The 24,583-nt window shown below is 51.1% G+C and carries 20 protein-coding genes; 14 read left to right on the top strand and 6 right to left on the bottom strand.

Features of this window, described 5'->3' with window-relative positions; genetic code table 11:
- Positions 1-3 precede the first annotated feature (3 nt).
- From CWB99_RS14715 to CWB99_RS14650, 14 genes are all read left to right on the top strand, one after another.
- Positions 4-2,556, top strand: a complete 2,553-nt coding sequence (locus tag CWB99_RS14715; RefSeq protein WP_138549668.1) for a biosynthesis protein PigD — start codon at positions 4-6, stop codon at positions 2,554-2,556.
- Positions 2,553-5,105, top strand: coding sequence for an aminotransferase class III-fold pyridoxal phosphate-dependent enzyme (locus CWB99_RS14710; RefSeq protein ID WP_138549667.1), 2,553 nt, complete (start codon positions 2,553-2,555; stop codon positions 5,103-5,105). Before CWB99_RS14715 ends, CWB99_RS14710 begins: the two co-directional genes overlap by 4 nt.
- 74 nt (positions 5,106-5,179) lie before the next feature.
- Positions 5,180-6,199, top strand: coding sequence for a methyltransferase (locus CWB99_RS14705; protein ID WP_138549666.1), 1,020 nt, complete (start codon positions 5,180-5,182; stop codon positions 6,197-6,199).
- A 27-nt stretch (positions 6,200-6,226) separates the two neighbouring features.
- Positions 6,227-6,475, top strand: coding sequence for an acyl carrier protein (locus CWB99_RS14700; RefSeq protein WP_138549665.1), 249 nt, complete (start codon positions 6,227-6,229; stop codon positions 6,473-6,475).
- Between the two features lie 11 nt (positions 6,476-6,486).
- Positions 6,487-8,433: an aminotransferase class I/II-fold pyridoxal phosphate-dependent enzyme gene (locus CWB99_RS14695; RefSeq protein ID WP_138549664.1), complete on the top strand. Its 1,947-nt coding sequence runs from the start codon at positions 6,487-6,489 to the stop codon at positions 8,431-8,433.
- A 2-nt stretch (positions 8,434-8,435) separates the two neighbouring features.
- Entirely contained in the window at positions 8,436-9,935 is a 1,500-nt protein-coding gene (locus CWB99_RS14690) for an AMP-binding protein (protein ID WP_138549663.1), read from the top strand.
- Complete coding sequence (locus CWB99_RS14685; RefSeq protein ID WP_138549662.1) at positions 9,932-12,223, top strand: polyketide synthase; 2,292 nt, start codon at positions 9,932-9,934, stop codon at positions 12,221-12,223. The genes CWB99_RS14690 and CWB99_RS14685 overlap by 4 nt, the downstream gene beginning before the upstream one ends.
- The gene (locus CWB99_RS14680; RefSeq protein ID WP_138549661.1) at positions 12,220-12,534 is read left to right on the top strand and encodes a RedY; all 315 of its coding nucleotides are present in this window, start codon (positions 12,220-12,222) and stop codon (positions 12,532-12,534) included. Before CWB99_RS14685 ends, CWB99_RS14680 begins: the two co-directional genes overlap by 4 nt.
- The gene (locus CWB99_RS14675; protein WP_138549660.1) at positions 12,531-13,184 is read left to right on the top strand and encodes a 4'-phosphopantetheinyl transferase family protein; all 654 of its coding nucleotides are present in this window, start codon (positions 12,531-12,533) and stop codon (positions 13,182-13,184) included. Before CWB99_RS14680 ends, CWB99_RS14675 begins: the two co-directional genes overlap by 4 nt.
- Before the next feature lie 2 nt (positions 13,185-13,186).
- Complete coding sequence (locus CWB99_RS14670) at positions 13,187-14,272, top strand: prodigiosin biosynthesis protein PigM (RefSeq protein WP_138549659.1); 1,086 nt, start codon at positions 13,187-13,189, stop codon at positions 14,270-14,272.
- Between the two features lie 102 nt (positions 14,273-14,374).
- Positions 14,375-14,554 (top strand): hypothetical protein, encoded by a 180-nt coding sequence (locus CWB99_RS14665; protein ID WP_054014171.1) that lies wholly within the window; start codon positions 14,375-14,377, stop codon positions 14,552-14,554.
- A 201-nt stretch (positions 14,555-14,755) separates the two neighbouring features.
- On the top strand, positions 14,756-15,934 hold the full coding sequence (locus CWB99_RS14660) for a multidrug effflux MFS transporter (protein WP_138549658.1): 1,179 nt from the start codon (positions 14,756-14,758) through the stop codon (positions 15,932-15,934).
- Positions 15,935-16,237: 303 nt separating this feature from the next.
- On the top strand, positions 16,238-16,873 hold the full coding sequence (locus CWB99_RS14655; RefSeq protein ID WP_138549657.1) for a LysE family translocator: 636 nt from the start codon (positions 16,238-16,240) through the stop codon (positions 16,871-16,873).
- 7 nt (positions 16,874-16,880) lie between these two features.
- On the top strand, positions 16,881-17,342 hold the full coding sequence (locus CWB99_RS14650) for a methylglyoxal synthase (protein WP_138549656.1): 462 nt from the start codon (positions 16,881-16,883) through the stop codon (positions 17,340-17,342).
- A 118-nt stretch (positions 17,343-17,460) separates the two neighbouring features.
- On the opposite strand, the gene yegD is transcribed toward CWB99_RS14650, so the two are convergent.
- The 6 genes from yegD to sixA all read right to left on the bottom strand — a co-directional run bounded on the left by yegD (position 17,461) and on the right by sixA (position 24,390).
- Entirely contained in the window at positions 17,461-18,831 is a 1,371-nt protein-coding gene (gene yegD / locus CWB99_RS14645) for a molecular chaperone (RefSeq protein WP_138549655.1), read from the bottom strand.
- 86 nt (positions 18,832-18,917) lie between these two features.
- Complete coding sequence (locus CWB99_RS14640; RefSeq protein ID WP_138549654.1) at positions 18,918-19,760, bottom strand: DNA ligase; 843 nt, start codon at positions 19,758-19,760, stop codon at positions 18,918-18,920.
- A 122-nt stretch (positions 19,761-19,882) separates the two neighbouring features.
- Positions 19,883-20,545, bottom strand: a complete 663-nt coding sequence (locus CWB99_RS14635) for an HAD family hydrolase (RefSeq protein ID WP_138549653.1) — start codon at positions 20,543-20,545, stop codon at positions 19,883-19,885.
- 29 nt (positions 20,546-20,574) lie between these two features.
- A complete protein-coding gene (locus CWB99_RS14630; RefSeq protein ID WP_054014179.1) occupies positions 20,575-20,871 on the bottom strand; it encodes a hypothetical protein in 297 nt (98 codons plus the stop codon).
- A gap of 133 nt (positions 20,872-21,004) precedes the next feature.
- Positions 21,005-23,293: a TonB-dependent receptor gene (locus CWB99_RS14625; RefSeq protein ID WP_138549652.1), complete on the bottom strand. Its 2,289-nt coding sequence runs from the start codon at positions 23,291-23,293 to the stop codon at positions 21,005-21,007.
- Positions 23,294-23,922: 629 nt separating this feature from the next.
- Positions 23,923-24,390 carry a phosphohistidine phosphatase SixA gene (sixA, locus tag CWB99_RS14620; protein ID WP_138549651.1) on the bottom strand — a complete coding sequence of 156 codons (468 nt, stop codon included), beginning with the start codon at positions 24,388-24,390 and terminating at the stop codon, positions 23,923-23,925.
- Positions 24,391-24,583: the final 193 nt, after the last annotated feature.

Below are 24,583 nucleotides of genomic sequence, written 5' to 3'. Positions count from 1 at the left end.
ATTATGACAAGCATTACAGGATTAAGCACTCAGTCGAGCGCATCCGGCTTTGAACATATATGGCAAGCCGAGACGCAGCGCAGTGGTGCAAAGCAAGACACCATCACCGTTGGGGTAATCGTAGTCACCCGTGACGAGCAGTTTTTCCACACCGGATTGAGCGTTCTGAGCGACATCCGCGATTATGTGTTCAACCGGGTACATATTCAATCGGAGTTGGCGTTGAAAAACCCTTCGCTGGTGCCCTGCTCGCTATACGACGAAGTAAGAAGCAAAGCGATCCAGTTCTTGAAGGGACAGAAAAAAGCGATCAATATTCAGGTCATTCAGTGCGCCAGTCTGGCTGAAGCAACCGGTAAGATCATTCACAGCAATGCCCTGAACGATCAGCCGGATTTTCAGGTTGGCATGCTGTTTTATGATCAAACCTCAATGGGATTTCAGGACGACAGCATAGATCAGGTTGACCGCGACCTGGATGCCTTTTACCGGGCGATGCAGAAAATCGGTATTCCCGCTTTCTACACCAGCTTCTCGACCGTAACCTTTATTCGCGCACTGCGTACGCCCTACAGCTATTTACCGCAGCAATATCGTGAAATCGTGCGCAGCACCGATCCGGCCACTTTCCAGACCGAGCTATTGCGACTGTGGATGGACTTTTTCGAAATGAATTATGCCAACCGCCGGGTCAAACCTGTTGGCTCTTTAGAGCTGCACAATACTCTGGGCGATCAGCTGATCAACTTCTTTGCCAGAACTGCGCCCGAGCACTGGCTGGTGTCGTACTACACCGGCTCTGTGGTTTCCAACCTCATCGGTCATCTCGACCGTCACGCCGAAAAGCAAGGCGCCTTGGTACTAAGGGGCCCGAATGAGCACGCCATTGCCTGTGGCGCGATTGCCAACTGGCAGCTCTACCGCATGCCGTTTTTAGCGGTGGTTACCTCAGGCATGATGGATGAATTTAAAGGTACCCTGGCCAACCTGAAAGAAACGGCAGCGCAGGGGATCATCGTTGTTGCCGAAAACCGCCTGAGTCAGTGGTACAGCTTCCAGGGCACCATCACTGCCAGTGAAGACATGCGTGATGTACTGGCAGCTAAGCGCATTCCCTATGTATACATGGATGAAATTGAACAAATAGGTGAAAACCTGGCAGAAGTTTACCGACTCTATCATCAGGGTCAGGGACCGGTTGTGGTATTGGCCACTCAGAATGTGCTGGAGTCTTCTTTAGAACTGGATTTACCTGCGCTCGAAGCCCTGCCTGCGAATCCAAGTGATGAGCCCGTTGAGATCATGACCGACGAGCTCCGTCAGGCCATCGAGCTTATCAATAACGGACCAGAAAAGCTGGTCTGGCAGCTTGGTCCGGTCAGTGAAGACGAGTATGCCCTGATCCATGACATAGCCCAGCAGGCAGGTATTGCACTGGTAGACAGCCTCGCCCACCCTGGCACTGCGCCAAAGTACTATCAGGGCCAACGCAACGACAATTACCTGGGTACACTGGCCATTTACGGTTATACGCCGCGGGTTTACAACTATTTTCATACCAAAGACAAGCTCAACAGTACTGATGAGCAGTGTCTGTTTATGATTAAAAGCCGGGTTGCTCAGATTGCCACGCCATTTTCCGATGGCCGCCTGGAGCGCAAGGTCCACCTGGTGCAACTGACCCAGGAAGAAACCCATCTGTCGCCGTTTGCCGATCTGCATTTACATATGCGCTGTCGTGATTTCCTGCAGGCCGTTAAAAAGCACCTCAATGTCAGCGAGTCGTTGCGTGCCAAGCGTATGGCGCGGATCATGGCTTACCCGGATACCCAGTCTGACGTGCTCAGCAAGCTACCCAGTCTGCCAATGTCACCGAACTATTTCTTCTGCCAGCTCAATCGTGTCATTGAAGATTTAATTGAGCAAGAGAACTTTGACTATACCGGTGTCTACGATGTTGGTCGCTGTGGCATTTCCGCCGTGCGCAACGTAGCCAAAACACGTCGCGGTTTTTCTGGCTGGTATGGCCGCGCCCTGATGGGCGACGCCCTGCTGGCCAGTGGCTATCTGGCCTATACCAGCCCTACCAATGTTATCGCCTTTATTGGCGATGGGGCCAAAGGCATTGTGCCCGATATTTTACCGGCATTTATCGACAATATTCTGACTCACCCTCAGCTGCTCGATAAGAGCATCAGCGTGTTCTATTTTTGCAACGGCGGTCTGTCGGTGATCAACACCTATCAGGAACGGATCTTATTCAACCGCACATCACGTCAGATGCGTCTGGTCAACATAGATCAGCCTCAATTTGAGCAACAAATCGGTGATTTTGACATTTCCGCCCAGACCCTGACTCAGTTTGATGAAACGGCAGTTCGCACAGCACTGACAGCGAACAAACGTTTGACGCTGTTCTCCGTGGTACTGGGCCACAACAATGAAGGGGATGGCATTTCACTGGCCACCGCCAAAGGCTGGCAGCGCGACAGCGCAGAGCCCGTTACCCCCGACACCGATTCAGATACGCCACCAGCACAGGAAGTTAACTCATGAAGTTTGGATTTATCGCCCACCCGACCTCAGTCGGCCTGAAACGCTACGTTAAAATGCTCGATCTGCTGCAACGCAACACTCAGGATCAGCATACCGGCTACAACCGTGAACTGTGGGGCAAAGCCAACCTGGTTCCGTTTATGAACTTTGCCAAAATCACCTCAGCCAGCGGCGCGACCTGTGAAGGCATGATCAAATACATGCCACTGATAGCCGAGGAGATGATTGCCGATCCCAGAGGCATTGCCGAGCGCGTGGTCGCTGGCGTGGAAGAGTTTGTGGCTGACGGCGCAGAGCTGGTTGGCCTGGGTGGCTTTACCTCTATTGTCGGTCGCCGCGGCGAAGCCACCGCCGCCAAATCCCCGATCCCGATTACCTCGGGCAACTCGCTGACCACTTATGCCGGCTACAAAGCCCTGATGCAAATCAAAGAGTGGCTGGACATCAACCCGGAAAAAGAAACCGTGGCCATCGTCGGCTATCCGGGCTCTATCTGCCTGGCACTGAGCCGCTTGTTGCTGGCGGAAGGGTTTAATCTGAAGCTGCTGCACCGCGCCGGTCACAAAGACAAAGCAGAAATGCTCAGCCACCTGCCGGAGCAATACCACAATCGGGTGAGCCTGACTGGCAACCCGGACGACTTGTATGGCGAATGCAAGCTATTTGCCGGGGCCACCTCAGCCGGTGACGTGATTGATGTAGCGAAACTGCAACCCGGTTCCATCTTTATTGATGTAGCGCTGCCGCGGGACGTCAATGTCGATGCCCGCCCGGCCCGCGATGACATTTTAATCATCGATGGCGGCTGCGTCACGGCAACCGACGCCGTCAAACTCGGGGGGGAATCACTGAATGTCACCATCAAGCAACAGCTCAATGGCTGTATGGCCGAAACGATAGTGCTGGCCCTGGAGCAGCGCCGTGAGAACTACTCACTGGGTCGTTACCTGGAGCCGGTCAAGGTGTTGGAAATCGGAGAGCTGGCCGAAAAACATGGCTTTTATGCCTATCCGCTGGCCTCATTTGGTGAGCGTATTGACCGCCAGCATGTCACCAACCTGAAGCGCTATTATCACCAGGACATTTATGCCATCGACAAAGGCGACACCAGTCAGAGACTGACCTTTATCGATAACATCCTGGCCCAGGACCCAGCCAAAGAAGACACCCTGGACCGTCACCATCAGTTTATTAACCCCATGATGGTGGAGTTTTTAAAACAACAGCGCTGCGACAATGTGTTCCGTAAAGCCGAAGGCACTATGTTGTATGACAATGAAGGCACCGGTTATCTCGATATGGTGGCAGGCTATGGCTGTCTGAACCTGGGTCACAACCCAACCGCCGTCAGCGAAGCTGTGAAGACCTTTCTGGATGAGCAAGGCCCTAACTTTATTCAGTATATTTCTGTGCCTGAGCATACCGCCAAGCTGGCGGAAGTGCTGTGTCATTTAGCCCCGGGCGATATGGGCCGGGTGTTTTTCAGTAACTCAGGCACCGAAGCCGTTGAGGCGGCCATTAAACTGGCCAAGGCTGCGACCGGTAAGCCAGGCATTGCCTATCTGAAAAACAGCTACCACGGTAAAACCCTGGGTGCCCTGTCTATTACCGGGCGGGAAAAACACCGTAAATACTTCCAGCCGCTGATCCAGGCCATGGTTGAAGTGCCTTTTGCTGACTTAGATGCACTGCGTGACGCCCTGCAACGTGATGATGTGGGTGCTCTGATGATAGAGCCCATTCAGGGTGAAGGTGGCGTCCATGTGCCACCAGCCGGATATCTGAGTGCCGTTCAGCAAATCTGTCGCGACACAGGCACTTTACTGATGGTCGATGAGATCCAGACCGGTCTGGCACGTACCGGTAAACTGTTTGCCTGTGAGTGGGAAGGCATCGAACCCGATGTGCTGATGCTCTCTAAGTCTCTGTCCGGCGGACTTATGCCCATCGGGGCGACTTTGTGTCGCAGCGATGTCTGGCAACGTGCTTATGGCACCTCAGATCGCTTCTTAGTACATACTTCCACCTTTGGCGGCGGCAACCTCGCATCAGTGGCTGCACTGACCGCACTGCGTGAAATCGTTGCGCAGGATCTGGCCTCTCGCTCTGACGAGCTGGGGAGCTATTTTAAAGCTGAGCTACAGGCCATTGCCGATAAATACCCCTTTGTGGCCGAAATTCGCGGTAAAGGCCTGATGCTGGGGATCCAGTTCGAACAAACCTTTGACGGAGCGGTTGCCGCCTCCGCAAGAGAGTTTGCCACGCGTCTGCCCGGCGACTGGCACAGCACCTGGAAATTCCTGCCCGATCCGGTCCGGGAGCACCTGCAAGCTGCAATGGAACGCATGGAGCAGACACTGGGTGAAATGTTCTGCCTCAAATTTGTCACCAAGTTCTGTCTGGACCACCAAATCCTGACCTTTGTCACCGCCAACAGTTCGACGGTGATCCGGATCCAGCCGCCTCTGGTGATCACAAAAGCTGAGATTGATCGCTTTGTCAGCGCTTTCTCTTGTGTCTGTGAAGAACTCTCGACCTTTTTAGACTAATGAAATCTGGGTCGCACTGCCACACACAGTTGCGACCCACACCGTAACAAATGACTGATTGATAAGGATTACTTATGACTCTCAACAAACAAGACGTTGTCAACCATATGATGGGCTTTTTCCAGGCCAAAGCCGTGACCGCTGCATTATCGCTGAAGCTGTTTGACCATTTTCGCGACACGGATCTAAGCGCCCAGCAACTGGCGGACAAAATCGACGCACCGCTGCGCTCTACTGAGCAAATGCTTATCGCGCTGCATGCAATGGGTTATCTGACCAAGCAAGATAACCAGTATCAGCTACCCACAGAGCATCACGCGTTTTTATTAAGTGATGAACCTATGTGGCTGGGCTGGCTGGGCCGCCATATCGATACTTTCTTATATCCTTTGTGGGGAGAGCTAAGCAGCGCGGTAAAAAGCGATACTAACCAGCGTGAAGCGGTATTTGGTGACAACCGCAGCTGGTTCGACATTCTGTATCAAAACCCAGATGACGTAGCAGATTTTCAGGAGTTCCTGGGCAAATTTGCCGCCCCCTTCATCGAAGGCTTCGTCAAAGATTATGATTTCTCACAGCACCACGCCTTTTTGGATATCGGCAGCGGCATTGGCACCTTACCAATAGCCGTGGCCAATGCCCACCCCGGTGTGTCGCTGGCCATCTGTGAATTGCCTCAGGCGTCGGCATTTTTGCGCGACAAGCTGGGTGAGCAAGGCTATGGCGATCGCATCGAAGTCGTGGAAGGCGATGTCATCGCAGGTAACCTGCCCATTGGTGACTATGACCTGATCCACCTGGGCTGGATGCTGCACGACTATGCACCAGAAACCCAGGTCACCATCTTAAAAAATATCTACAACGCCATGCCAGCCGGTGGCCGCTTTATTGCCTCAGAAACGCCGCTTAATGATGACAAGTCTGGTCCTGAGTTCACCGCCCTGTTGTCACTGAATATGTTGGTATCCACAGACGGCGGTATTGAAAGTAGCAGCGAAGAATATCTGGCACGCTTCCACGAAGCCGGATTCAACAACGCCCGTATCCTTGAGATCCCTGGGCCACGGACCCTGATCGTCGGCGAAAAAGCGTGATCAGGCAATAACAGAAGGAGTAGCAGGATGTTAGCCACTAAATTACTAAACCATATCGCCGAGCAGTTTCTGGACGGCGAAAAAGACGGCCTTGAGCCGCAAACCCCCTTGTTTGAATTAAATATCGTTGACTCGGCGGCCATTTTTGACCTAGTCGATTACCTCAAACAAGAAACCCAGTTAAACATAGGTATGCAGGAGATCCACCCAGGCAACTTTGCATCAGTCGATGCCATGGTAACCCTGGTTGAACGCCTTCAGACAGAGCAAGCATAAGGAGGCTTGAAATGAGTGCAACGAATCCAAAAGTAAACCCGGATATTATGGAAACCCTGCAACAGCAAGTCCTGAAAACATTTGCTGAACTGACTGAGTATCCTGCTAATACTCTGGACCTGACCAGTCATCTTGAAAACGACTTTGGCATAGACTCAATTGCGCTGGCCGAAGTAACCGCAGCACTGACTAAGCAACTACAGCTTAAAAACCCGCTGTCTATCCAGAATATTCATTGCATTGCCGATGCGGTTGAGCAAATCGCGGCACAGGAATTCCACCTCAGTGAGGCAAAGGCGACAGTGAATACCGATGGCGCACAAGATGCATACAGTTGGCTGCGCGAGCAGGTGATCTCTGTATTTGCAAGCTTCAGTGGCTATAACGCCAATGAACTGAGTATGGATGCCGAAATTGAGAGCGATCTGGGTATAGACTCAGTCACTGTGGTTTCAGCACAGGGCGAGCTACTGAAAGCCCTGGGACTCAGAGACAATTTAAAAATTCCTGCCTGTAAAACCCTGGCTGAGCTGGAGCAGGCACTTGCCAGCTTACTGACGGAAGAAAAAGGCGCACAATGGGCCGCTGAGCTGGTTACTAAAAACCCGCTGATTGATGAGCTGCTCAATCCGGCTGCGAAAAGTGACGAAGTACAGCACCAGATAGACAGCGACGATGGTGATAACCGGACAATGCGTGACTTTGTGGGGATCCAGCATCCGGATCTGTTCCACAAAGCCAGCGAGTTTAAAGCCTTTTACGACAAGAAAAAGGCGCAGCAACTTTACTGGTACGGTATGCCACTGGAAACCCCCTGTAAAAACCGTGCGGTCATGTTTGATGAAGTCACCGGGACAAGTCGTGAGTTTCTGATGTTTGGTTCCAACAGCTATCTGGGCCTGTCGAATCACCCTGAGGTGATCCAGGCAATACAGGATGCCGCTGGCAAATATGGCGCAACCAACACGGGTTGCCGGATTATTGCGGGCAGTAACGTCTTGCACCTGGAGTTGGAACGTAAACTGGCTAAACTGAAAGGCCGCGAAGCCTGTATTGTTTACCCGTCCGGCTACTCGGCGAATCTGGGCTGTATTTCCGCCCTGACGTCTAAACACGACCTGATCTTTACCGATGCCATTAACCATATGAGTATCACAGACGGCTGTAAGCTGGCGGGTGCCCAGCGCAAGATCTACAACCACTCTCTGAACAGCCTGGAAAAATCTCTGGCCAAATACGCCGACCACCCGGGTGGCAAACTGATTGTGACCGATGGCGTGTTCAGCATGCATGGGGATATTGTCGACCTGCCACGCCTGATGAAACTGGCGAAGCGCTACGGCGCCCGTGTACTGGTTGATGATGCCCACTCTACCGGCGTTTTGGGTAAAACCGGCTCAGGGACTACCGAGCACTTTAATATGAAAGGCGAAGTCGACCTGGAGCTGGGTACTATGAGTAAAGCACTCTCTGGCCTGGGCGGGTTTGTCTGTGGCGATGGCGACGTAGTGGAGTTCCTGCGTTTCTACTCCAATTCATATGTATTCGCCGCCACAATTCCGGCCCACGTTGCAGCGGGTGTCATTGCGTCGATTGATGTGATGCTGCGCGAGCCTGAACGTCTGACCAAGCTGTGGGATAATATTTATTACTTCCGCAACTTGTTATTGCAGGCTGGCTTTGATCTGGAAAACTCCGACTCGGCCATAGTCCCTGTCGTAGTTGGCGATGATGCAAAAACACTGGCACTGGGACGCGCAGTGCGTGCCCGTGGCCTGTATTGCCAGACCGTGGTCTTCCCCGGTGTAGCGGTTGGTGACGCACGTCTGCGCCTGAGTATCACCAGTGAGCACACCCAGGCAGATTTGGATGAAGCCTATCGTATTCTGGTAGAAGGTGCACTGGAAGTGGGCGTGCCCCTCAATCAAGATGTTAAAGCGGGACTGGCGGAGGCCTGAGTATGACGAAAATTCCGTCATCGGCCCGTTTTGCGCTGAATCTGCTGAGCCATGCTCAGCAGACACCGCATAAAACGGCGCTGATTTGTGCCGATCAACAGTGGGATTATGCTCAGCTCGCGGCTCGCGCCTGCCAGATAGCCAATGCGCTTTGCGCTTTAGGTTTAACTCAGGCGCCGGTGCTGCTCAACTTGCCAAAACAGCCAGATACGGTAGCAGCCATCTATGCCTGCTGGCTCAGTGGCAACCATTACATCCCCATAGATTACAGTCAGCCTGATGCCCGGGTTGAGCGGATCATCACAGCGGCAAAGCCAGCACTGGTACTGGATCAGGACTGGCTGAATACACTCGACAGCCTGGCGCATCACAGCGACTATGAGCAAGACCTCGCAGCCTATATGTCACGATTACGCCAGCATCGGGGTGTCACCATTGCCGCCATCCTCTACACCTCAGGTTCAACCGGCACACCTAAAGGCGTGCAAATAAGCCATGATATGCTGGATTTTTTCATTGACTGGGCCGTGCAAACCACCGCAGCTGACGGCGAGGATACATTTGCCAATCACGCCAGCTTTGCGTTTGATTTAAGCACCTTTGATCTTTTTGCTGCTGTGCGCACGGGCGCCTGTGTGTGGCTTATCACAGAGCAGGAACAAAAAGATCCACTGGCGCTGATCAGGGGAATTAAAAAGCATCAGGTCAGTATCTGGTACAGCGTGCCATCGATCCTCTCAATGATGGTTCGCAGTGGTGAGCTCAATAGCAGCCATACAGCGACATTAAAACAAGTGATTTTTGCCGGGGAGCCATACCCTGTCGCAGCATTACAACGTTTGATCAGCTGCCTGAGCGCTGATACCCAATTACAAAACTGGTATGGTCCGACCGAAACCAATGTCTGCGTCGCCTGGCAGGTTGATAAAACACAACTGAGCCACCTTCGCCACCTGCCAATAGGTAAATTATTGCCTGAACTGGACGGTTGGCTGGAAGATGAGTCTGGCACACGTTGGCCTCTCTCACAGTGCCTTGGCCACAGCGGTGAACTGCTGATTGGCGGTCGCTGCGTCACGCCTGGGTATGCCAATGTGGATTTGCCCCGTGCCACCGAGCTACATCAACAGCACTGCCATGCAACTGGCGATCTGGTTGAGCTGACCGAGGACGGACTGGTTTATCGCGGTCGTATCGACGATATGGTTAAGCTCAACGGTTACCGGGTTGAATTGGGAGAGATAGAGTCATTGCTGCATCAGCATGAGGCCATCGAGCAGGCCGCGTTGCACCTTGCTCTGGGCGAACAACAGCATAAGCTGATTGCCGTGATCACCCTCAAGGACGGTGCTGCAAAACCCTCTTTACTGGCGCTGAAACAGTTCTTACAACAACACCTGCCCGCCTACATGTTGCCACACAAGGTAGTTGTAGCAGCGCAGCTGCCGCATAACGCCAACGGCAAAGTGGATCGTAAACGACTGGCGGAGTTGGTGGTATGAGCAAAGATACAACGACTCCCTTAGCCATCGTCGGGATTGGCTGCGCGCTGCCTGAGGGCATTAACTTTGCGGCCTTAAAGCAGCGGGGCACACTGAACCCGAGTCAGTTTACTCGCCCCTTTGGCTGGTCGGTCGCATCTGAGCCGCTCAAAGGCGGACAGGTAAACACAGATGACTTTGATTACAAGAAATTTTCTATTCCGCCATTGTTTCGTAAGGCCGTCAGCCGTGAGACCCGCATGGCGATGCTCGCTGCCGAAGAGGCACTGAGCCAGCTCACCCTCGATGAATCACTGCGCGATCATTGCGATCAGCTGTGTGCAACCCATATGGCAAGTGACTCCGCCTACCGCAATGCGACTAAAGTAGCCGCGCTGCGCGCGCTGGCTGAGCAGCTGGGTGATCAGGATAATGCACAGGCATGCATAGATGAGTACAAACAAACACTGGCGAGCACTTTTGGGGCCACATCCCACGATCGGGTCGGTGAAATGGCCTCGACGATCCCGGCCCGGATAGCACATTTTGCACACACCCGGGGAAAGTGTCAGACACTCGATGGCGGTGATTTAGGTGGACTGAGACTGCTTCAGGCAGCACAGGATAACTTTCGCTATCAGGACAGTCAGCTTGCTGTACTCACCAGCATTCAGTGTTTTCATCATCAGCCTCAAAGCGAAATTCTGCATCAACAGGGGATCTCAATACAGCAGCCCTGGCTCGAAGGCGCGATAAGCCTGGTTATCTGCCCGGTAGCATTGGCCCAGCAACAAAACTGGCCAATACTTATGGAGCTCAGCACCTTTGTTACCTGCGACTCACAGCAGCCGCAGGCAGGCTATTTTGCTGGTGCAAGTCAAGTGTTTTATCAGATACTCGAGATGCATCTGAATGGTCAGGCTGAGTGCAGCGGTGCGCCGGCCCTCGGACAGAACTGGCAAATCTCTGCTGCAGGCCAACACAGTTATGTCCCGGCCAGCGACGATCAAATCGCGATCACAGATTATCGGCCCATTACCGCGCTGGGTAATGACAAAGACCGTTTCTGGCAAACTCTGGCTGACGGACAGGATGTATTACGTCCGCAGTCTGCACAGCAGCTCAATACGCAGGCCTTCGTACGGGAAACACCGCAAAAGCTCAGCACCTATATCGACAAAGCCATGAGTTTTGACAGTCATAATGCGCTTGATGTCGCCCTGAGTAAGCCTATGATGCCCGCTAAAAGAACTCGTCTGGATGTCTCACAATTGCAGTTGCTCAAAGGCGCTGAGTCTCTGACGCTGGGTGAATTTAAACGACCTGCCGTGATCCTGGCCTGTAACCTGGCACTCAGCGCAGACAGACAGTCAGGCGCACAAGCACTGTGGGCACAACTGCCTGACGCACCCTGCTATCTGCCACAACCCGATGCACCTGAAATTAACCGCTGGAGCTGGTACGGTGCGACAGGTCTGGGTGGCGCAAAGTTATTGGCACAACAACTGGGACTCCCTCACGCCGACTGCATCGCCGTCGAGGCTGCCTGTGCCAGTTCAATGGCCGCACTGCATAACGCAGTCAGGGGACTGCAGTCTGGACGCTACGATGGCATAGTTGTGGGCGGCATTGAGACCGCAACACTGGAGCGGGATCTGGTGTTATGTGGTGCACAAATGATGCTCTCAGCAACCCGTATTCGGCCCTTTGCCAAAGGTGCCGATGGCTTTACCCCGGGTGATGGTGGCGGCCTGTTTGTGCTGCAGACAAAATCCGCCGCACCACATGCTATCGCCCACATAGATGCCATTTCCGGGTCCTGCGACAGCCGCTCTATGACGGCGCCAGACCCTCAGGGTCAGGCACTGGCAATGTACAAGACTCTTCAGCTGGCGTCGGTTAATCCCGAGCAGGTGCAGTATCTCGAAACCCATGGCACTGGCACTACACTGGGTGATCAGGCTGAACTGGAGTCACTCTGTGCGGCGTACAGCCGCGAGCACAATCAGCCGCTCTATCTGGGGTCAGGCAAATACAACTTTGGTCACTGTTTTGCGGGAGCCGGTGCCATCAGTTTGGCAAAAATGCTGGCGGCACTGGAGCAATGCTGTATACCGCCTACCCCGATCCTGGGTGAACTCAATGATGCATTGCCATTTGACAGTATTCCGGCGCAAATTCCGCAAACAGCCTTGCCCTGGCCGGCACTGTCAAACCAACAACGGATAGGTGCAATTAACGCCTTTGGCACCGGTGGCATCAATTATCACCTGACTTTATTACACTCTCATTCACAGGAATCAGTATGAAACTTATCGTTCACAAAATTCGCCTTAAAGACATCAAACACCTGGGAGCCTTTCGCGACTGGGTAGAGACGACGGACTATAAAGCATGCGAAAAACTGGATTCAGTTAAAGCGTTCGCTGTTTTTGAAGCTTCCAGTCAGGCCGATGCAGCGTTTCACTTTGTTGAAACTATCTATCTGGAGTCTGAGCAAGCCTTTGAACAGGACATGACGACGCCTTTATTTCAAAGTCTGGTTAGCCGCTTTGATGAAATGGCCGAAGTGGTTGAAGAGTTTAAGGGTGAACGGATTGCACAAGGCTATCAACAGTGATCTCCCAGCACACCTGTACACCAGTGGGAGAGACTCATGTCTCACCCACTGTGTATATCGGTCGCAGCGTCGATAATGCGATACGCTCGGCACCACGCCTGGCTCAGGGACTTATCGTCAAACAGCTCAGCAGAACTCTGGCAAGCTTGGCCTTACAAGATGCCAGTCACACCTCATCAATCCGGCTTGCTCATACTGCAAGCGGTCAGCCATATGGTGAGCCAGGCAAGGGTCAGCCTAAGGTGCCTTTGTCCATCAGCCATAGCGGCCCCTGGGCTGCTGTTGCATGTGCAGCACACCCTGTTGGTATCGACCTTCAGGTTTATCGCGGTTTCTCTGCTGGTGCTCAGCAACATATCTTTTGTGATAAAGCCAAGCCAGCAAGCGTGGTCACGCAAACAGCTCGGTGGTCGGTGTGCGAAGCCTATCTAAAATCCTTCGGCCGCGGCCTGCCTTTTGATTTGTCTGATATCGCAATCCAAAAATACAACACCAGTGGGACAACAGAATATGGCCGCGTGTATACCCACAGCGCGTCCCTAGCCCCGGCCAGCTACTGGCTCTGGCACACGCTGTATTTCTGCTGCGCAGTCTGTATTGCAGGCGACTGGGACATCACCCCAACACTCTCTCTTCACATCGGGAAATGACAATGACACATACAGCATTTGAACAGACACTGACAGAAGCGGTGAAGCTGGCGAGGCTTGCGCCTTCATCGCACAACTGTCAGCCCTGGGCGATTCATTTTGACCCCGTCATACACTGCGGTTATCTGGCCATAGATAACCGCCGCAAACTCACAGGTCTGCCTTCATTGGAGCGAGAAATGTTGCTCAGCTGCGGGATCTTTTTTTACATTCTGGAAGCGCTGATCCGCAGCCGAGGCTACGAGCTGCACTGGCGCTGGTGTGATGAACAGGAACAACAAAAGTTAGCGGGCAACGACCGGGCGCTGATACGTTTTATGCCGGGGCCTGAACAAGACTATCAGAGCGATGCGTTTGCCAGCCTGTCTGAACAGCTCGAGCAGCGCCATACCGTACGCTCGCCCTATCTCAGGACCAACCTGAGCGAGCAACAGCGCGATGAGCTAAAGGCCTTGCTCAAACCCTACCCTGTCTCACTTGGGATTTTTTATCAACAGACCCATGGGGAGGCTCTGGCCGGGCTGACTCAAACCTATGCAGGACAGGACTTTGCCAACAAAGCAGCCTGGCGCGAAACCTATAGCTATATCCGCTTCGACGAGCGTCGCCAATATGAAGATGGCTTTTATCTGCACAACCTGTTTGGTCCGGTTTCAGCCAGGTTTAAGCACTTTTTTAAGGTGGCTTTCCATCCCAGCCTCAACGGCCTGACGAACTTACTCCGCCTACCAAACAAGATGGCAAAAGGTCTGGCTGAATTAGTCGCTTGCGGACCTCACTATCTGTCGTTGAATGTCAGCAAAGAAGGGGATGAAGCGATGTTTCGTGCCGGGATTGGCTTAGGCGCATTGTGGTTAAGACTACAACAATGGGGGTGGGCAATGCACCCAATTAGCGTACTGGTTCAACATGACAATGCCAGGCAGGCACTGGCAGAGTGTCTCAGTCAGGCAGAACTTCCGGTGTTTTTCGCGCGATTCGGAGAGCCGGAAATAGCAGGCAGCCCGGCACCACGAAGGCATTGGCAAAGTATTCTGCTCAGTGATACCCAAAGTTTCGCCGAGCCCAAACCCACTCAGCGAGAGTAAAAGCGCCGGTAAGAACAAAAAACAAACGATTGATTAGTTGTAAATTATAAGATAAAACAAAAAGGTAAACATTGAGATAATTTATACAATAAGGAAAATAAAATGAAACTAGCACTTAAGAAAAAACAACTAAAACAACTAGACAACACTATGCTGCTGGACAACCAGGCCACGCCTCAGGTTGGCGGTGCCGGCGAGAGCTCACCACCACGAGCTTGCCTGCCAACCGGCCACATTTGTGATCGTCTGAGCGGCAAAAGTGACCACACCTGCTGGTGCTAATTAAATTGCGGCAGCACTGCTGCCGCACTCAAACCACTTAGTCTGATTCAAATTACGTAAAACACAGCTTCCACTCACACTGAAACTTTCTGTTCTTATTTTTCATTTCTGTTGCCCTGGAAATAAAAAATTTCGCTTTCCGGCGCTTTGTCCTGTCTTTTTCTCCATGCTTCCCTACAATACCCGCCATAAGGAGACAGCATGCAGCAAAAAACCAGCAAACTATTGATTTTTATACTCGCTCTACTGGTGGTGTTTTGTCCACTGGGGATCGATCTGTATTTACCCGCATTCGTCAATATGCAACAAGACTTAGCCGTCAGCGAAGCACAAATCCAGCAAACCGTCGGGATTTATATGCTGGCTGTTGGTCTTGGACAGTTACTTGCCGGCCCTCTGGCCGATAAGTATGGCCGACGCCCGGTTGCCCTGTCCGGGATCTTACTTTTTGGCAGTGGCGCACTACTTGCCACTTTGCTGGACGAATGGCACTGGATCATGGTTGCCCGCGTGTTGCAGGGCTTAGGCGCTTGTGCCACCTTCGTCAGTGCCTTTGCCATCGTTCGGGATAGCTTTGGTCACAAAGGCAGTGGCCAGATGATCACCTATCTCAACGGTATAGTCTGCTTTATTCCGGCCCTTGCGCCGATTTTGGGCGCCTGGCTGACCATAGAGTTTGGCTGGCGCAGTAATTTTACTTTTCTGAGCGGGTTTGCTGCCATCGGCCTCATCCTCGTGCTGGCACTGTATCGGGAAACCAAACCAGACAGCACTGTATACTCAGGCCACCTGCTGGATTTACGTCGTTTCCGGCCCATGCTGAGCAGTCCTCAGTTTATGTTCAACGCGTGTATTACTATGGTTGGTATGGCCGCCATGTTGGTGTTTGTGGTTGGTGCACCGGGTTGGCTTATGACCGAGCTGAATCGGCCCGTCGAAGAATTTACCATGTGGTTTACTATCAATGCTGCCATCAGCATTGCTGCCAGCTTTATTGCACCACATTTCATCAAGCGTAACTCACAACAGGCACTACGGTTTGGCCTGAGCTTGTTTACCCTCGGCGGTGTGTTACTGATGATGGCGCCGCAAAACCATCCGCTTGCCTATCTGTTACCTATGTATCTGGCATCCGTGGGCTTTGCTTTTACACTTGGCGCCGCCGCAGGCAATGCCCTGGCTCCATTTGCCAATCAGGCAGGCACGGCATCAGCGCTGATTGGGGTGATGCAAATGAGTGGCGCCGGGCTACTGGCTATGCTCAGCCAGCCACTGGCATTACCTGCCCCGCAACAATTAGCTGTGCACCTGCTGCTCGGGCTGCCTTTCCTGTGTCTGCTATTTAGCCGCTGCAAAGACAACCTGCATAGTCCAGCGTGATAACACATCAGGTGGCACAGGCGTATTGAGCTCCGCAGATAAAAGTATATGACACTTTAATGACAGTCGTACGATTGTCACAATCAGATATGATACTACCTATAGATAGCAACAATGGATTTAGCGTGAAGCACAAGTTTCGCGCTAGCTTATTGTAAAGCAAGATATTTGCTGCGCCATAGAACCCAACGTGTTGTGCTCTAACCCAACCAATTTTATATGCGGGCTTATGCCCGCATTTTTTATAGGCTTTTTGTTTCAAGCTGGGTAAACTAAACGCAATCTTGTCTACCAGAGCACATCATGCTGAACCCAGAATTACTCGCCTCTTTTTTATTTGCCAGCTTTATCATTGCCATTGCACCAGGTCCTTCAAATGCTTTTTTAATGGCTCAGACCTTTACCAATGGCCGAGCAGCTGGCATGCAAAGTGCTTTTGGCTTTGCCCTCGGCGGTGTGGTCCACACTTTGTTTGCTGTGATTGGTTTATCGGCCATTCTCAAAGCCTCAGAAACCGCCTACACCACAGTGCAATATATAGGTGCTGCTTATCTTGCCTATCTGGGTATACGTACTTTTAAAGACACGCTCTCCAAGTCGAATGAGTGCGATGATGAAAAACCCCATGTGAGTAATAAAAAACAGCAAAATGTCATGTTTCAGGCAATGATGACCGAGGTACTTAACCCTAAGGTGGCGCTATTTTTTATTGCCTTTATTCCCCAGTTTGTTGATCAGAGCCTCACCACATCAACCACAGTGCAGCTGGCCATGTTCGGTTTACTTTACCCGATCCTAGCCTTTCCCCTTGATTGTGTGTATGTTTACAGCGGCGACAAAATCGCCGGTTATTTTCGCGCTCACCCCAGTGCGCCAATTTGGATAGACAGGATCTCTGCATTTATCTTCATCGCACTGGCAATTAACTTATTATTATGAGGTAAGTATGGACACCAAGTCGCAGGTTATTCCGGCTAAAAAACGCATCGCACTGGTTGCACATGATGGTAAAAAACAAGCTATGGTAAACTGGTGCCAGTCACACCTTGATAAGCTCGCTATGCATCAACTGTATGCCACGGGAACGACCGGTAACCTTATTGAAAAGACATCAGGCCTGCCTGTTCATAAACTCCTCAGCGGCCCAATGGGTGGAGATCAACAGCTTGGTGCAAAGATTGCCGAAAATGAAATTCATATGCTTATTTTTTTCTGGGATCCCATGGCCTCACAGCCCCATGATCCAGATGTAAAAGCCCTGCTCAGGCTAGCAGCTGTATGGAATATTCCGGTCGCCTGTAATGAGACCACCGCAGATATGTTGCTCTCCTCCATGATGATGACTACACCGATAGAGCGCCAGTTACCTGACTATGAGCAGTATCTGGCAGAGCGCCTGGAGCACTAATGCTTGACTGAGTTAAATCGACTCCAGCCAGATTATACCTCACCTCTGTAAAGCAGATAAGCCGCGCAACTTTGCTGTGGTTATCGCGCAGCTTTTGCCCCGTGGGTAGGGAGTGACATTAGCCAGTTTGGTAAAGCCTGTTCGCCCATTTAGTCAGGCCGGCTGTGACACTCCCAAAGTTGTCACCATTGACCATAGGAATATCACCCAGGCGCTGCTGTAATGCCAACTTTAACAAAGGAGATTGGGCGCTGCCTCCGGTCAGATAAATCACATCAGGCTGTGTTTCGGCTTCAACGATCGCCTGCTCGGCGAGTGCCGCAGCCTGTTCCAGACAGCTAGCTACCGATTCAGCCATAGTCTGCGCACTCACCTTGACACTCAACGCTTTGTCCAGAAAATCCAGCGGCACAGCATGTTCCTCTAGCTCCGACAGGGCGATTTTAGCCAACTCCCCCTGACGTACAAACTGGTGGGTCATTTTGTTTTCTTGTATTTTTAACAGACGCTGCAATTTTTCAGGCTCGCATACATCTCTTAACATGCCGGTCAACTCGCGTTGCATCTGCTCGCTGTAGAAGTCACTTTGCATCTGAATATCGTTAATTTTACACGCCTGCCAGAACAGCGGATTTGGCAAAGGTAACCCTGAAGTGAACTGACCGCCCAAGCCGCACACCGGCATAAGGGTATGGAAGGCCAGTGCAATATCAAGATCATTGCCTCCGATCCGCTTACCACTGTGAGCTAAAAAGTCGGCACTACGGTCGGCTTTATCACGAAAGCCCGGGCCCATTTGCACAAAGGAGCAATCACTGGTACCGCCCCCAATATCAACCACCAGTACTTTCTGATCTTCAGTCAGACGTGACTCGTAATCAATGCCAGCCGCCAGCGGCTCATACAGAAACTCCACGTCCTTAAAGCCTGCTCTCTTTGCGGCAACAGTCAGGATATCGATTGCCTGACGATTGCTTTGCTCTCCACCAATTGCCTGAAAGTTCACCGGACGACCGATGACTGTATGGCTCAGGGAGTATCCCAGATGATGTTCCGCACGACTTTTTATTTCCATAATCATGGCCGTGGCAATATCTTCAAAAAACGCAAGCTGCGCTGGTTTCAGACCAACAGCACCAAAAAAGGACTTTGGAGATTTCACAAAGTATCCTTCTTCCGGGAACGCAATATACTCCTCTATTGCCTGCTGACCAACAAACAAGCCCTGCTCTGTCGGCTGTAAGTCCAGTTCGCGTCTCGCCATTGCAGCACTACTGAGCAGAGGTTTACGTGCACTTTGGTAGTCAGTAGCAAGCGCAGAGCCTGCCAGTTTGTGCGCCACAAATTCACTCACCAGGCTATTGTGTAAAGCGTAAAGTGTCGATGGCAGATAGTGCTTACCCTGCTCCAGCGGAACCAGTGTCACGTCACCTTCACGCATCACACCAATTGCACAATTGGAACTCCCGTAATCAAATCCTGCTATCATTTTTCACCTCACGACCATAAAAAAGGTCGCGAACTGTATCACAGCAAGGTGGCAAGTAAAAGCCTCAACCCATTGGGGCCCACCCCTTACAGCGGCTGCCTTGTTCGCAAAAAGCGGGCGAATCGCGGTTTACCGAACTTGGTGACCCCCTGGAATCTGTATGTCACAACACTACCAATCGGGGGCGGGTTTCGTCGCTGCTCATCAGTAAATCCGCTGCCAATCTTAAACACCTTTCCTTCGGGGGTTTTCACCCTAATCGCCCCCATCATCCCCTGATACTTCCCTTTGCCTGGTAAATGGGCAATCACCTCGGCTTCGGCATCAAAATAGGGTTTATACTTCAGAATTGCCGATGTCCTTCCCTGCTGATGGAGTGCCTGGCGCTCGTGCAGCATTACCCCTTCCCCACCACGGGACAACACCTGTGCAAAGAAGTCATCGAGCTCGGCCTTAGTTGAAAAGTGATGCTGTGGTACCGCACGAATATGCGGCTGTGCGAGTCGATTGATCAGCTGACTATATGCCTGAAAGCGTTGCGTAAAGGGGGAAGCTAAATCCGGTGCATCAAAGATCAGGTATTGAACCTGCCGCCAGTCTTGATCCGAAGTCTGATGGCGACGTACCACCGCACTGACAAACTCAAAGTTCTCATATCCAGCCCACAGCTCCCCGTCGAGTGCCATATCTGGTAACGCAGAGGTAAACCAATGCGGAGCATGGATCTGCTGGCCACTGCGGGTTAACAGTTGCCTGCCATTCCAGATGGCCCTGACACCATCAAACTTCTCGCTCACCAGATAGTGCATAACCGGGCGTTGTGCCTGGTATACTTTGGCGAGTTGTACAGCAGGTGTGGGATTACAATAGGCGGGCTGCAATTGGCACAGACAGGCCAGCAGCAACAACCCAAACAGTTTGGTGTGCATGCTACGCTCCTTGTAGAGTTAGAATCCTATTCCTTTCACTATCAGAGCATAGCGTGAGTTAACAGAAATGCCAGCCGCAAGCTTTAAGGCAACGCGCAAAAAGACAACAGCAAAACTGCCACCTAATCTTGCCCGATAAGGCGCTCAATTAAGGACTGAGCCGACCGCAACGAGCTTTCCTGCCAGGCTGCGCGCGAAAAATCCTGTTTAGCTGAATGCTGATTAGGGATCACCAACACCTGAAGACCCGCAGTACAACCCGAGGTGAGCCCGGTTGTTGTATCCTCAATCGCGATGGCTTGCTCGGGTGAAATTTGTAATGACACCAAAGCTTGAATATAAGGTTCAGGGTGCGGTTTTGGATGTTTTACATCGTCTTTGGTAACGATACACTCAAAGAAGTGCAACAGGTCATAATGTTCCAGTACAGGAATGGCCTCAGCTCGGGTGCTGCCAGTCACCAGCGCCAGTTTGCAATGTTGTGCCGTATAGCTCAGGATCTCTCGCGCATAGGGCGTGAGCCTGGGCCTGATGGTAGCCGAGGTGTCGACAAACAGACGGTTTTTTTCTTCACACAATGCCTGTGCATCACGGGGCAACTGGTGCCGCGCGCGCAGTATCTCTGCCGTTTTCAGGGTAGGAACACCAGAAAACTCATCACAAAAAGCCAGCTCGCTGTAAGTGACATCAAATGGTGCCAGTACGCGCTGCCAGCTGTGATAATGGAGCGCTTCAGAATCCGCCAGCGTCCCATCAAAATCAAACAAGATTGCTTTTAAACTCATAGTCGCTCCTTCATTATGGGTTATTGGTATTACTCTGCCTTGGCAGGTGGCTCTGCGTGTGCAACATCACCCGTATCTTTTTCTACCAGCTCGTAACCGCGAGGCTTGCGGATTACTTTCAGTACCGGTTTGTCGAATGCCGTTTGCAATCGAGTAAAATCGGCTTTCAGGTCATCAATGCTCTGGCCATAAGGTGATTCACCCGTTTCCGACCAGTTGACCGCCTTACCATTTTCATTGTACTCAACCGCATGTACCTGATACTGCTCTGGCGCATCTTTGCTAGCTTCACAATAGATAACGCGGTAATTCCAAAATGCGGACATCTTCTCTTCCTCTAAAATTCTGTCTAAACCAGCTGTACTTTACCAGTACTGGGGCCGGGTTGCATGACAGTATTAATAAAAAAACCCGTGAATGCCAAGCATTCACGGGTTTTCACTTCAAATTAGCGTGAAATTAAAAGAATTTCACTTTGAACTCAGCACCTAAAAAGCGCTCTTCGTTCAGCATACCTGTGTTGTTGTTGAAATCTACACCACCGATAACCACCTGCTCATCGAACAGGTTACGTACGAACGCTGATACTTCGTAGTCGTTGTCGCCCGAGTTCCACGCGTAGCCCGCACGTACACCGGCTTCAAACAGCGCTTCGCCTTTAAACTCAACTGACTCATACAAGAAGAAGTCAATTTCGCTGCGGTAAGACAAGTCGGTGTAGACAAAGAACTCACCGTCTTCCAGCTCTTTGGTGTAACGCAAAGTCGCGTTTGAAATCCACTCTGGCGCATGTGGCAGGCTGTTGCCGTCTAACAAGTAACGACCTTGATCGTTTTGTGGATCAAGTACCGTACATTGTGCACATCCTTCTACAGCCAAGGTTGGATCGTCAATCTCGGTTTTGTTATAGCTCACATTGAAGGTTGCATTCAACTCGTCTGTCAGTACCCATTCACTGTCTACTTCGAAACCATAACCTGTGGTTGTATCAGCATTGATCAAACGGTTAAAGTTAGCGCCGCCACCTACTGCGGTAAGTTGTTGGTCGTCCATCTGGAAATAGAATACGGTTGCATTCACGCGACCCTGGCCATCCAGTACGTCTGACTTCACACCAAACTCAATTGAGTTCACAGTCTCAGATTCTGCCACTGTCACATCATTACCGAACAAGATACGGCCCTGTACACTCGGTGCACGGAAACCATTTGCAATACGACCAAATAGATTGACGTCATCCGTCAACTTATAGGTTGCACTCAAATCCCAGCTGACATGGCTGTCGCTTGGATTAGCAGCCACTTCAAGAGTACCCGGAATACCAAACGGGCTTTGTGTACGTTTAGCAGAAAAATCTTTTTCGTCGTCTGAGTAACGAAGACCTAAGGTCACTTCCAGATCGTCAGATACTGTGTAATCAAATGAACCGAACAAAGCCCAAGCTGACGTGTCCTGATACTGAACCGCATAACCATTTTGCAGACCATAGTTTTGCGCAGCGGCATCATAAGCAGATGTATCGAAGCTGAAACTTTCAATGGTCAAGTCTTCCTCAAACAGGAATAAACCAACCTGGTAATTGAAGTCACCTGAGAAGTTGCTGGATAAACGCAGCTCCTGCGTGTACTGGTCGTGATCAGGGATAGCATCTGCCGTTTCGGAGGCGAAGAAGATCACACCTGGGCCCTGGGCAACAGGTACATCGTTTGCATCAGCCCAGCCACCGTAACCGCCATCAACGTCTGCACGCGAATAAATTTCAGCGCTTTCCCAGGCAGTGATTGAAGTAATGGTGTGCTCTTTTAGATCCCATTCCAGTTTCAGGCTCAGACCTTGAGTGTCAACTTTCTGAGTCGCACGAGACGCCGCATCCTGGTAAACCACATCGTTATCATACAATGGGTTAATGTTGTTAGAGCCTTTTTCGATCAGGTTAGCACGGAACGCGATAGGACGGCCTTCCAGATCACGCACGTGGTAGTTCAACAAACCGGTAAAGTCATCGCCTTCGTACAAGAACTGTACGCGCGCAGCCTTCTCGTTGTAACCACCCAGAGAATCTTCTTTTTCGAAACCCGGTGCTTTCACATCGATATAGTCAGGCTTGTCCTGAACCAATACAGAGACACGGGTAGAGATTTTATCAGTCAAACCAGTACCGGCGGCACCTTCAAAGTCAATTGAGCTGTTGCTGCCATAAGAAACCGCAGCATAGCCGTCGAATTCCTGACTTGGTTTAACGCTGTCGAATTTAACCAGACCTGCTGGCGTGTTACGACCAAACAGTGTTCCCTGTGGACCACGCAATACTTCGATGCGGGCAATATCGAATACAGGGAAGCCTTTTAGGATTGGGTTTTCCTGAACAACTTCGTCAACCACCAAAGAAACAGGTTGCGAGGCATTCAGATCGAAGTCGGTGTTACCCAGACCACGAACATAAAAGCGTGGGAATGTACGTCCGAATGAAGATTCAACCGACAGACTCGGGATCTTCGCATTCATAAAGCGGATATCCATACCAGCTGAGCTGTATGCATCTAAGTTGTCGCCTTGTAAAGCAGACACAGAAACTGGCACTTCTTGTGCGTTCTCAACACGCTTACGCGCGGTGATTTGGATCACTTCCAGTTGATTGCTTTTGGCTTGCGCTTCTTCTGCAAGCGTAGAGAATGAAGTACCTGCTACAGCAGAGAACAACGTCGCATTGATTAAAGTTGCTAACGTAGATCTTTTCATTGCTTTCATGTTGGGATTTAACCTTTTATATGCACTCTTAAGTTCAACGGTTTTGATTTGGGCGCCGTATCACAATGGCAGGTTCGCTCAATTTTACGCGCAAATGACGAGCAGCGCGGACCTCACTAGCGAGAGTGCAAAACAACTATATGAGGCTGAACGAGACGGCCGTAATTATAGCAGCAAATTTTCAAATTGCTGCAATTATGCATATAAATTTTCCACATTTTTGTAAATATCGTGAAAGTTAGCTAAGAGTTAACAACTTTTCGCAACAAAAAGCCTAAATATAAGGACATTTGTCCTTACCAAACCCTTGCTTATATGGTGGCAGGAAACGGATTTACCGAATTGAAATACAGATGTCACTGTCTCGCTCTACTCAACAACGTTTTACAGGATACCGCTAACGGAAACGCGCAAGGTCAAAGAAACCTGCTGCGCACACCTGTCCGTTTAATTACAACACAGCAGTGTTTTTTAACGGCTTATTCAGTGCGAAATATAATACAACCTGGCACCATCCGCCCAAAGATGGTAACCGGTGTCATGAAAGCGACGCCATTGTAATAAAGCGCCGTAACGAAAAGGAGGACATTAGACCGCACAGAGTCAACTTATTTAAACTCTGTGCTTGTCTAGTTTGGTGGTGTGGCCAGCTGGAGTAACTCGCTTTTCAGCGTGTCGGGGTTATATTGGATCACGGCAACCGCAGCGGTTGGAAATATTGGCATTTCACCCGGTACCAATTGATCAACCAGATAACTGACGATAGGCATATGTGCCACCACCAGCCAGGTATCCAGCGTGTCATGCATACTGATCAAAGTTTCCAGATAATCGACAGCCACCGCAGCATTACCACTGGGCACAATATCATGACACGTTTGTTCAAAAGACACAGAATTGTGCTGTAACACCCCCTGTGCTGTTTGCTGTGCCCTGACGTAAGGGCTGGCCAGGACAGCCTGGGGAGGAAAGTGCTCATTTAGCCACTGCCCCATCGCCGCAGACTGAGTCATTCCGCGTGGAGTCAGTGTTCTGGCTGCATCGTTGGCCTGCATAGGGCCTGCTTCGCCATGGCGCATGATCAGAATTGTTTTCATAGCACTCCGAAAAGTTGGCAAGAAAATTAAAGACAACCTGTAGCTATTGCCCCAAATTGTCCGCTATATTAAAACAAAAGCACCCAAACCTTAAGTTTAAAATACAGGCTAATTCAGAGGTGACCGGCTATCGCAACGACCCTGAGTGTCTGTTGCCAGCATTAAGCCCGGAAACAGCAGCCACGTCTCTAAC

It is taken from the genome of Pseudoalteromonas rubra, assembly GCF_005887095.1.
Taxonomy (GTDB): domain Bacteria; phylum Pseudomonadota; class Gammaproteobacteria; order Enterobacterales; family Alteromonadaceae; genus Pseudoalteromonas; species Pseudoalteromonas rubra_E.
The sequence above is the reverse complement of the archived record's forward strand: the minus strand, read 5'-3'. Positions and strand labels throughout refer to the sequence as shown.

Excerpts from the sequence above, each read along its gene's own strand:
- CWB99_RS14695 (WP_138549664.1), top strand. The coding sequence starts at position 6,487 with ATGAGTGCAACGAATCCAAAAGTAAACCCGGATATTATGGAAACCCTG.
- CWB99_RS14640 (WP_138549654.1), bottom strand. The coding sequence starts at position 19,760 with ATGCACACCAAACTGTTTGGGTTGTTGCTGCTGGCCTGTCTGTGCCAA.
- CWB99_RS14705 (WP_138549666.1), top strand. The coding sequence starts at position 5,180 with ATGACTCTCAACAAACAAGACGTTGTCAACCATATGATGGGCTTTTTC.
- CWB99_RS14715 (WP_138549668.1), top strand. The coding sequence starts at position 4 with ATGACAAGCATTACAGGATTAAGCACTCAGTCGAGCGCATCCGGCTTT.
- CWB99_RS14665 (WP_054014171.1), top strand. The coding sequence starts at position 14,375 with ATGAAACTAGCACTTAAGAAAAAACAACTAAAACAACTAGACAACACT.
- CWB99_RS14635 (WP_138549653.1), bottom strand. The coding sequence starts at position 20,545 with ATGAGTTTAAAAGCAATCTTGTTTGATTTTGATGGGACGCTGGCGGAT.
- CWB99_RS14680 (WP_138549661.1), top strand. The coding sequence starts at position 12,220 with ATGAAACTTATCGTTCACAAAATTCGCCTTAAAGACATCAAACACCTG.
- sixA (WP_138549651.1), bottom strand. The coding sequence starts at position 24,390 with ATGAAAACAATTCTGATCATGCGCCATGGCGAAGCAGGCCCTATGCAG.
- yegD (WP_138549655.1), bottom strand. The coding sequence starts at position 18,831 with ATGATAGCAGGATTTGATTACGGGAGTTCCAATTGTGCAATTGGTGTG.
- CWB99_RS14685 (WP_138549662.1), top strand. The coding sequence starts at position 9,932 with ATGAGCAAAGATACAACGACTCCCTTAGCCATCGTCGGGATTGGCTGC.
- CWB99_RS14700 (WP_138549665.1), top strand. The coding sequence starts at position 6,227 with ATGTTAGCCACTAAATTACTAAACCATATCGCCGAGCAGTTTCTGGAC.
- CWB99_RS14660 (WP_138549658.1), top strand. The coding sequence starts at position 14,756 with ATGCAGCAAAAAACCAGCAAACTATTGATTTTTATACTCGCTCTACTG.
- CWB99_RS14655 (WP_138549657.1), top strand. The coding sequence starts at position 16,238 with ATGCTGAACCCAGAATTACTCGCCTCTTTTTTATTTGCCAGCTTTATC.
- CWB99_RS14650 (WP_138549656.1), top strand. The coding sequence starts at position 16,881 with ATGGACACCAAGTCGCAGGTTATTCCGGCTAAAAAACGCATCGCACTG.
- CWB99_RS14670 (WP_138549659.1), top strand. The coding sequence starts at position 13,187 with ATGACACATACAGCATTTGAACAGACACTGACAGAAGCGGTGAAGCTG.
- CWB99_RS14625 (WP_138549652.1), bottom strand. The coding sequence starts at position 23,293 with ATGAAAGCAATGAAAAGATCTACGTTAGCAACTTTAATCAATGCGACG.
- CWB99_RS14690 (WP_138549663.1), top strand. The coding sequence starts at position 8,436 with ATGACGAAAATTCCGTCATCGGCCCGTTTTGCGCTGAATCTGCTGAGC.
- CWB99_RS14710 (WP_138549667.1), top strand. The coding sequence starts at position 2,553 with ATGAAGTTTGGATTTATCGCCCACCCGACCTCAGTCGGCCTGAAACGC.
- CWB99_RS14630 (WP_054014179.1), bottom strand. The coding sequence starts at position 20,871 with ATGTCCGCATTTTGGAATTACCGCGTTATCTATTGTGAAGCTAGCAAA.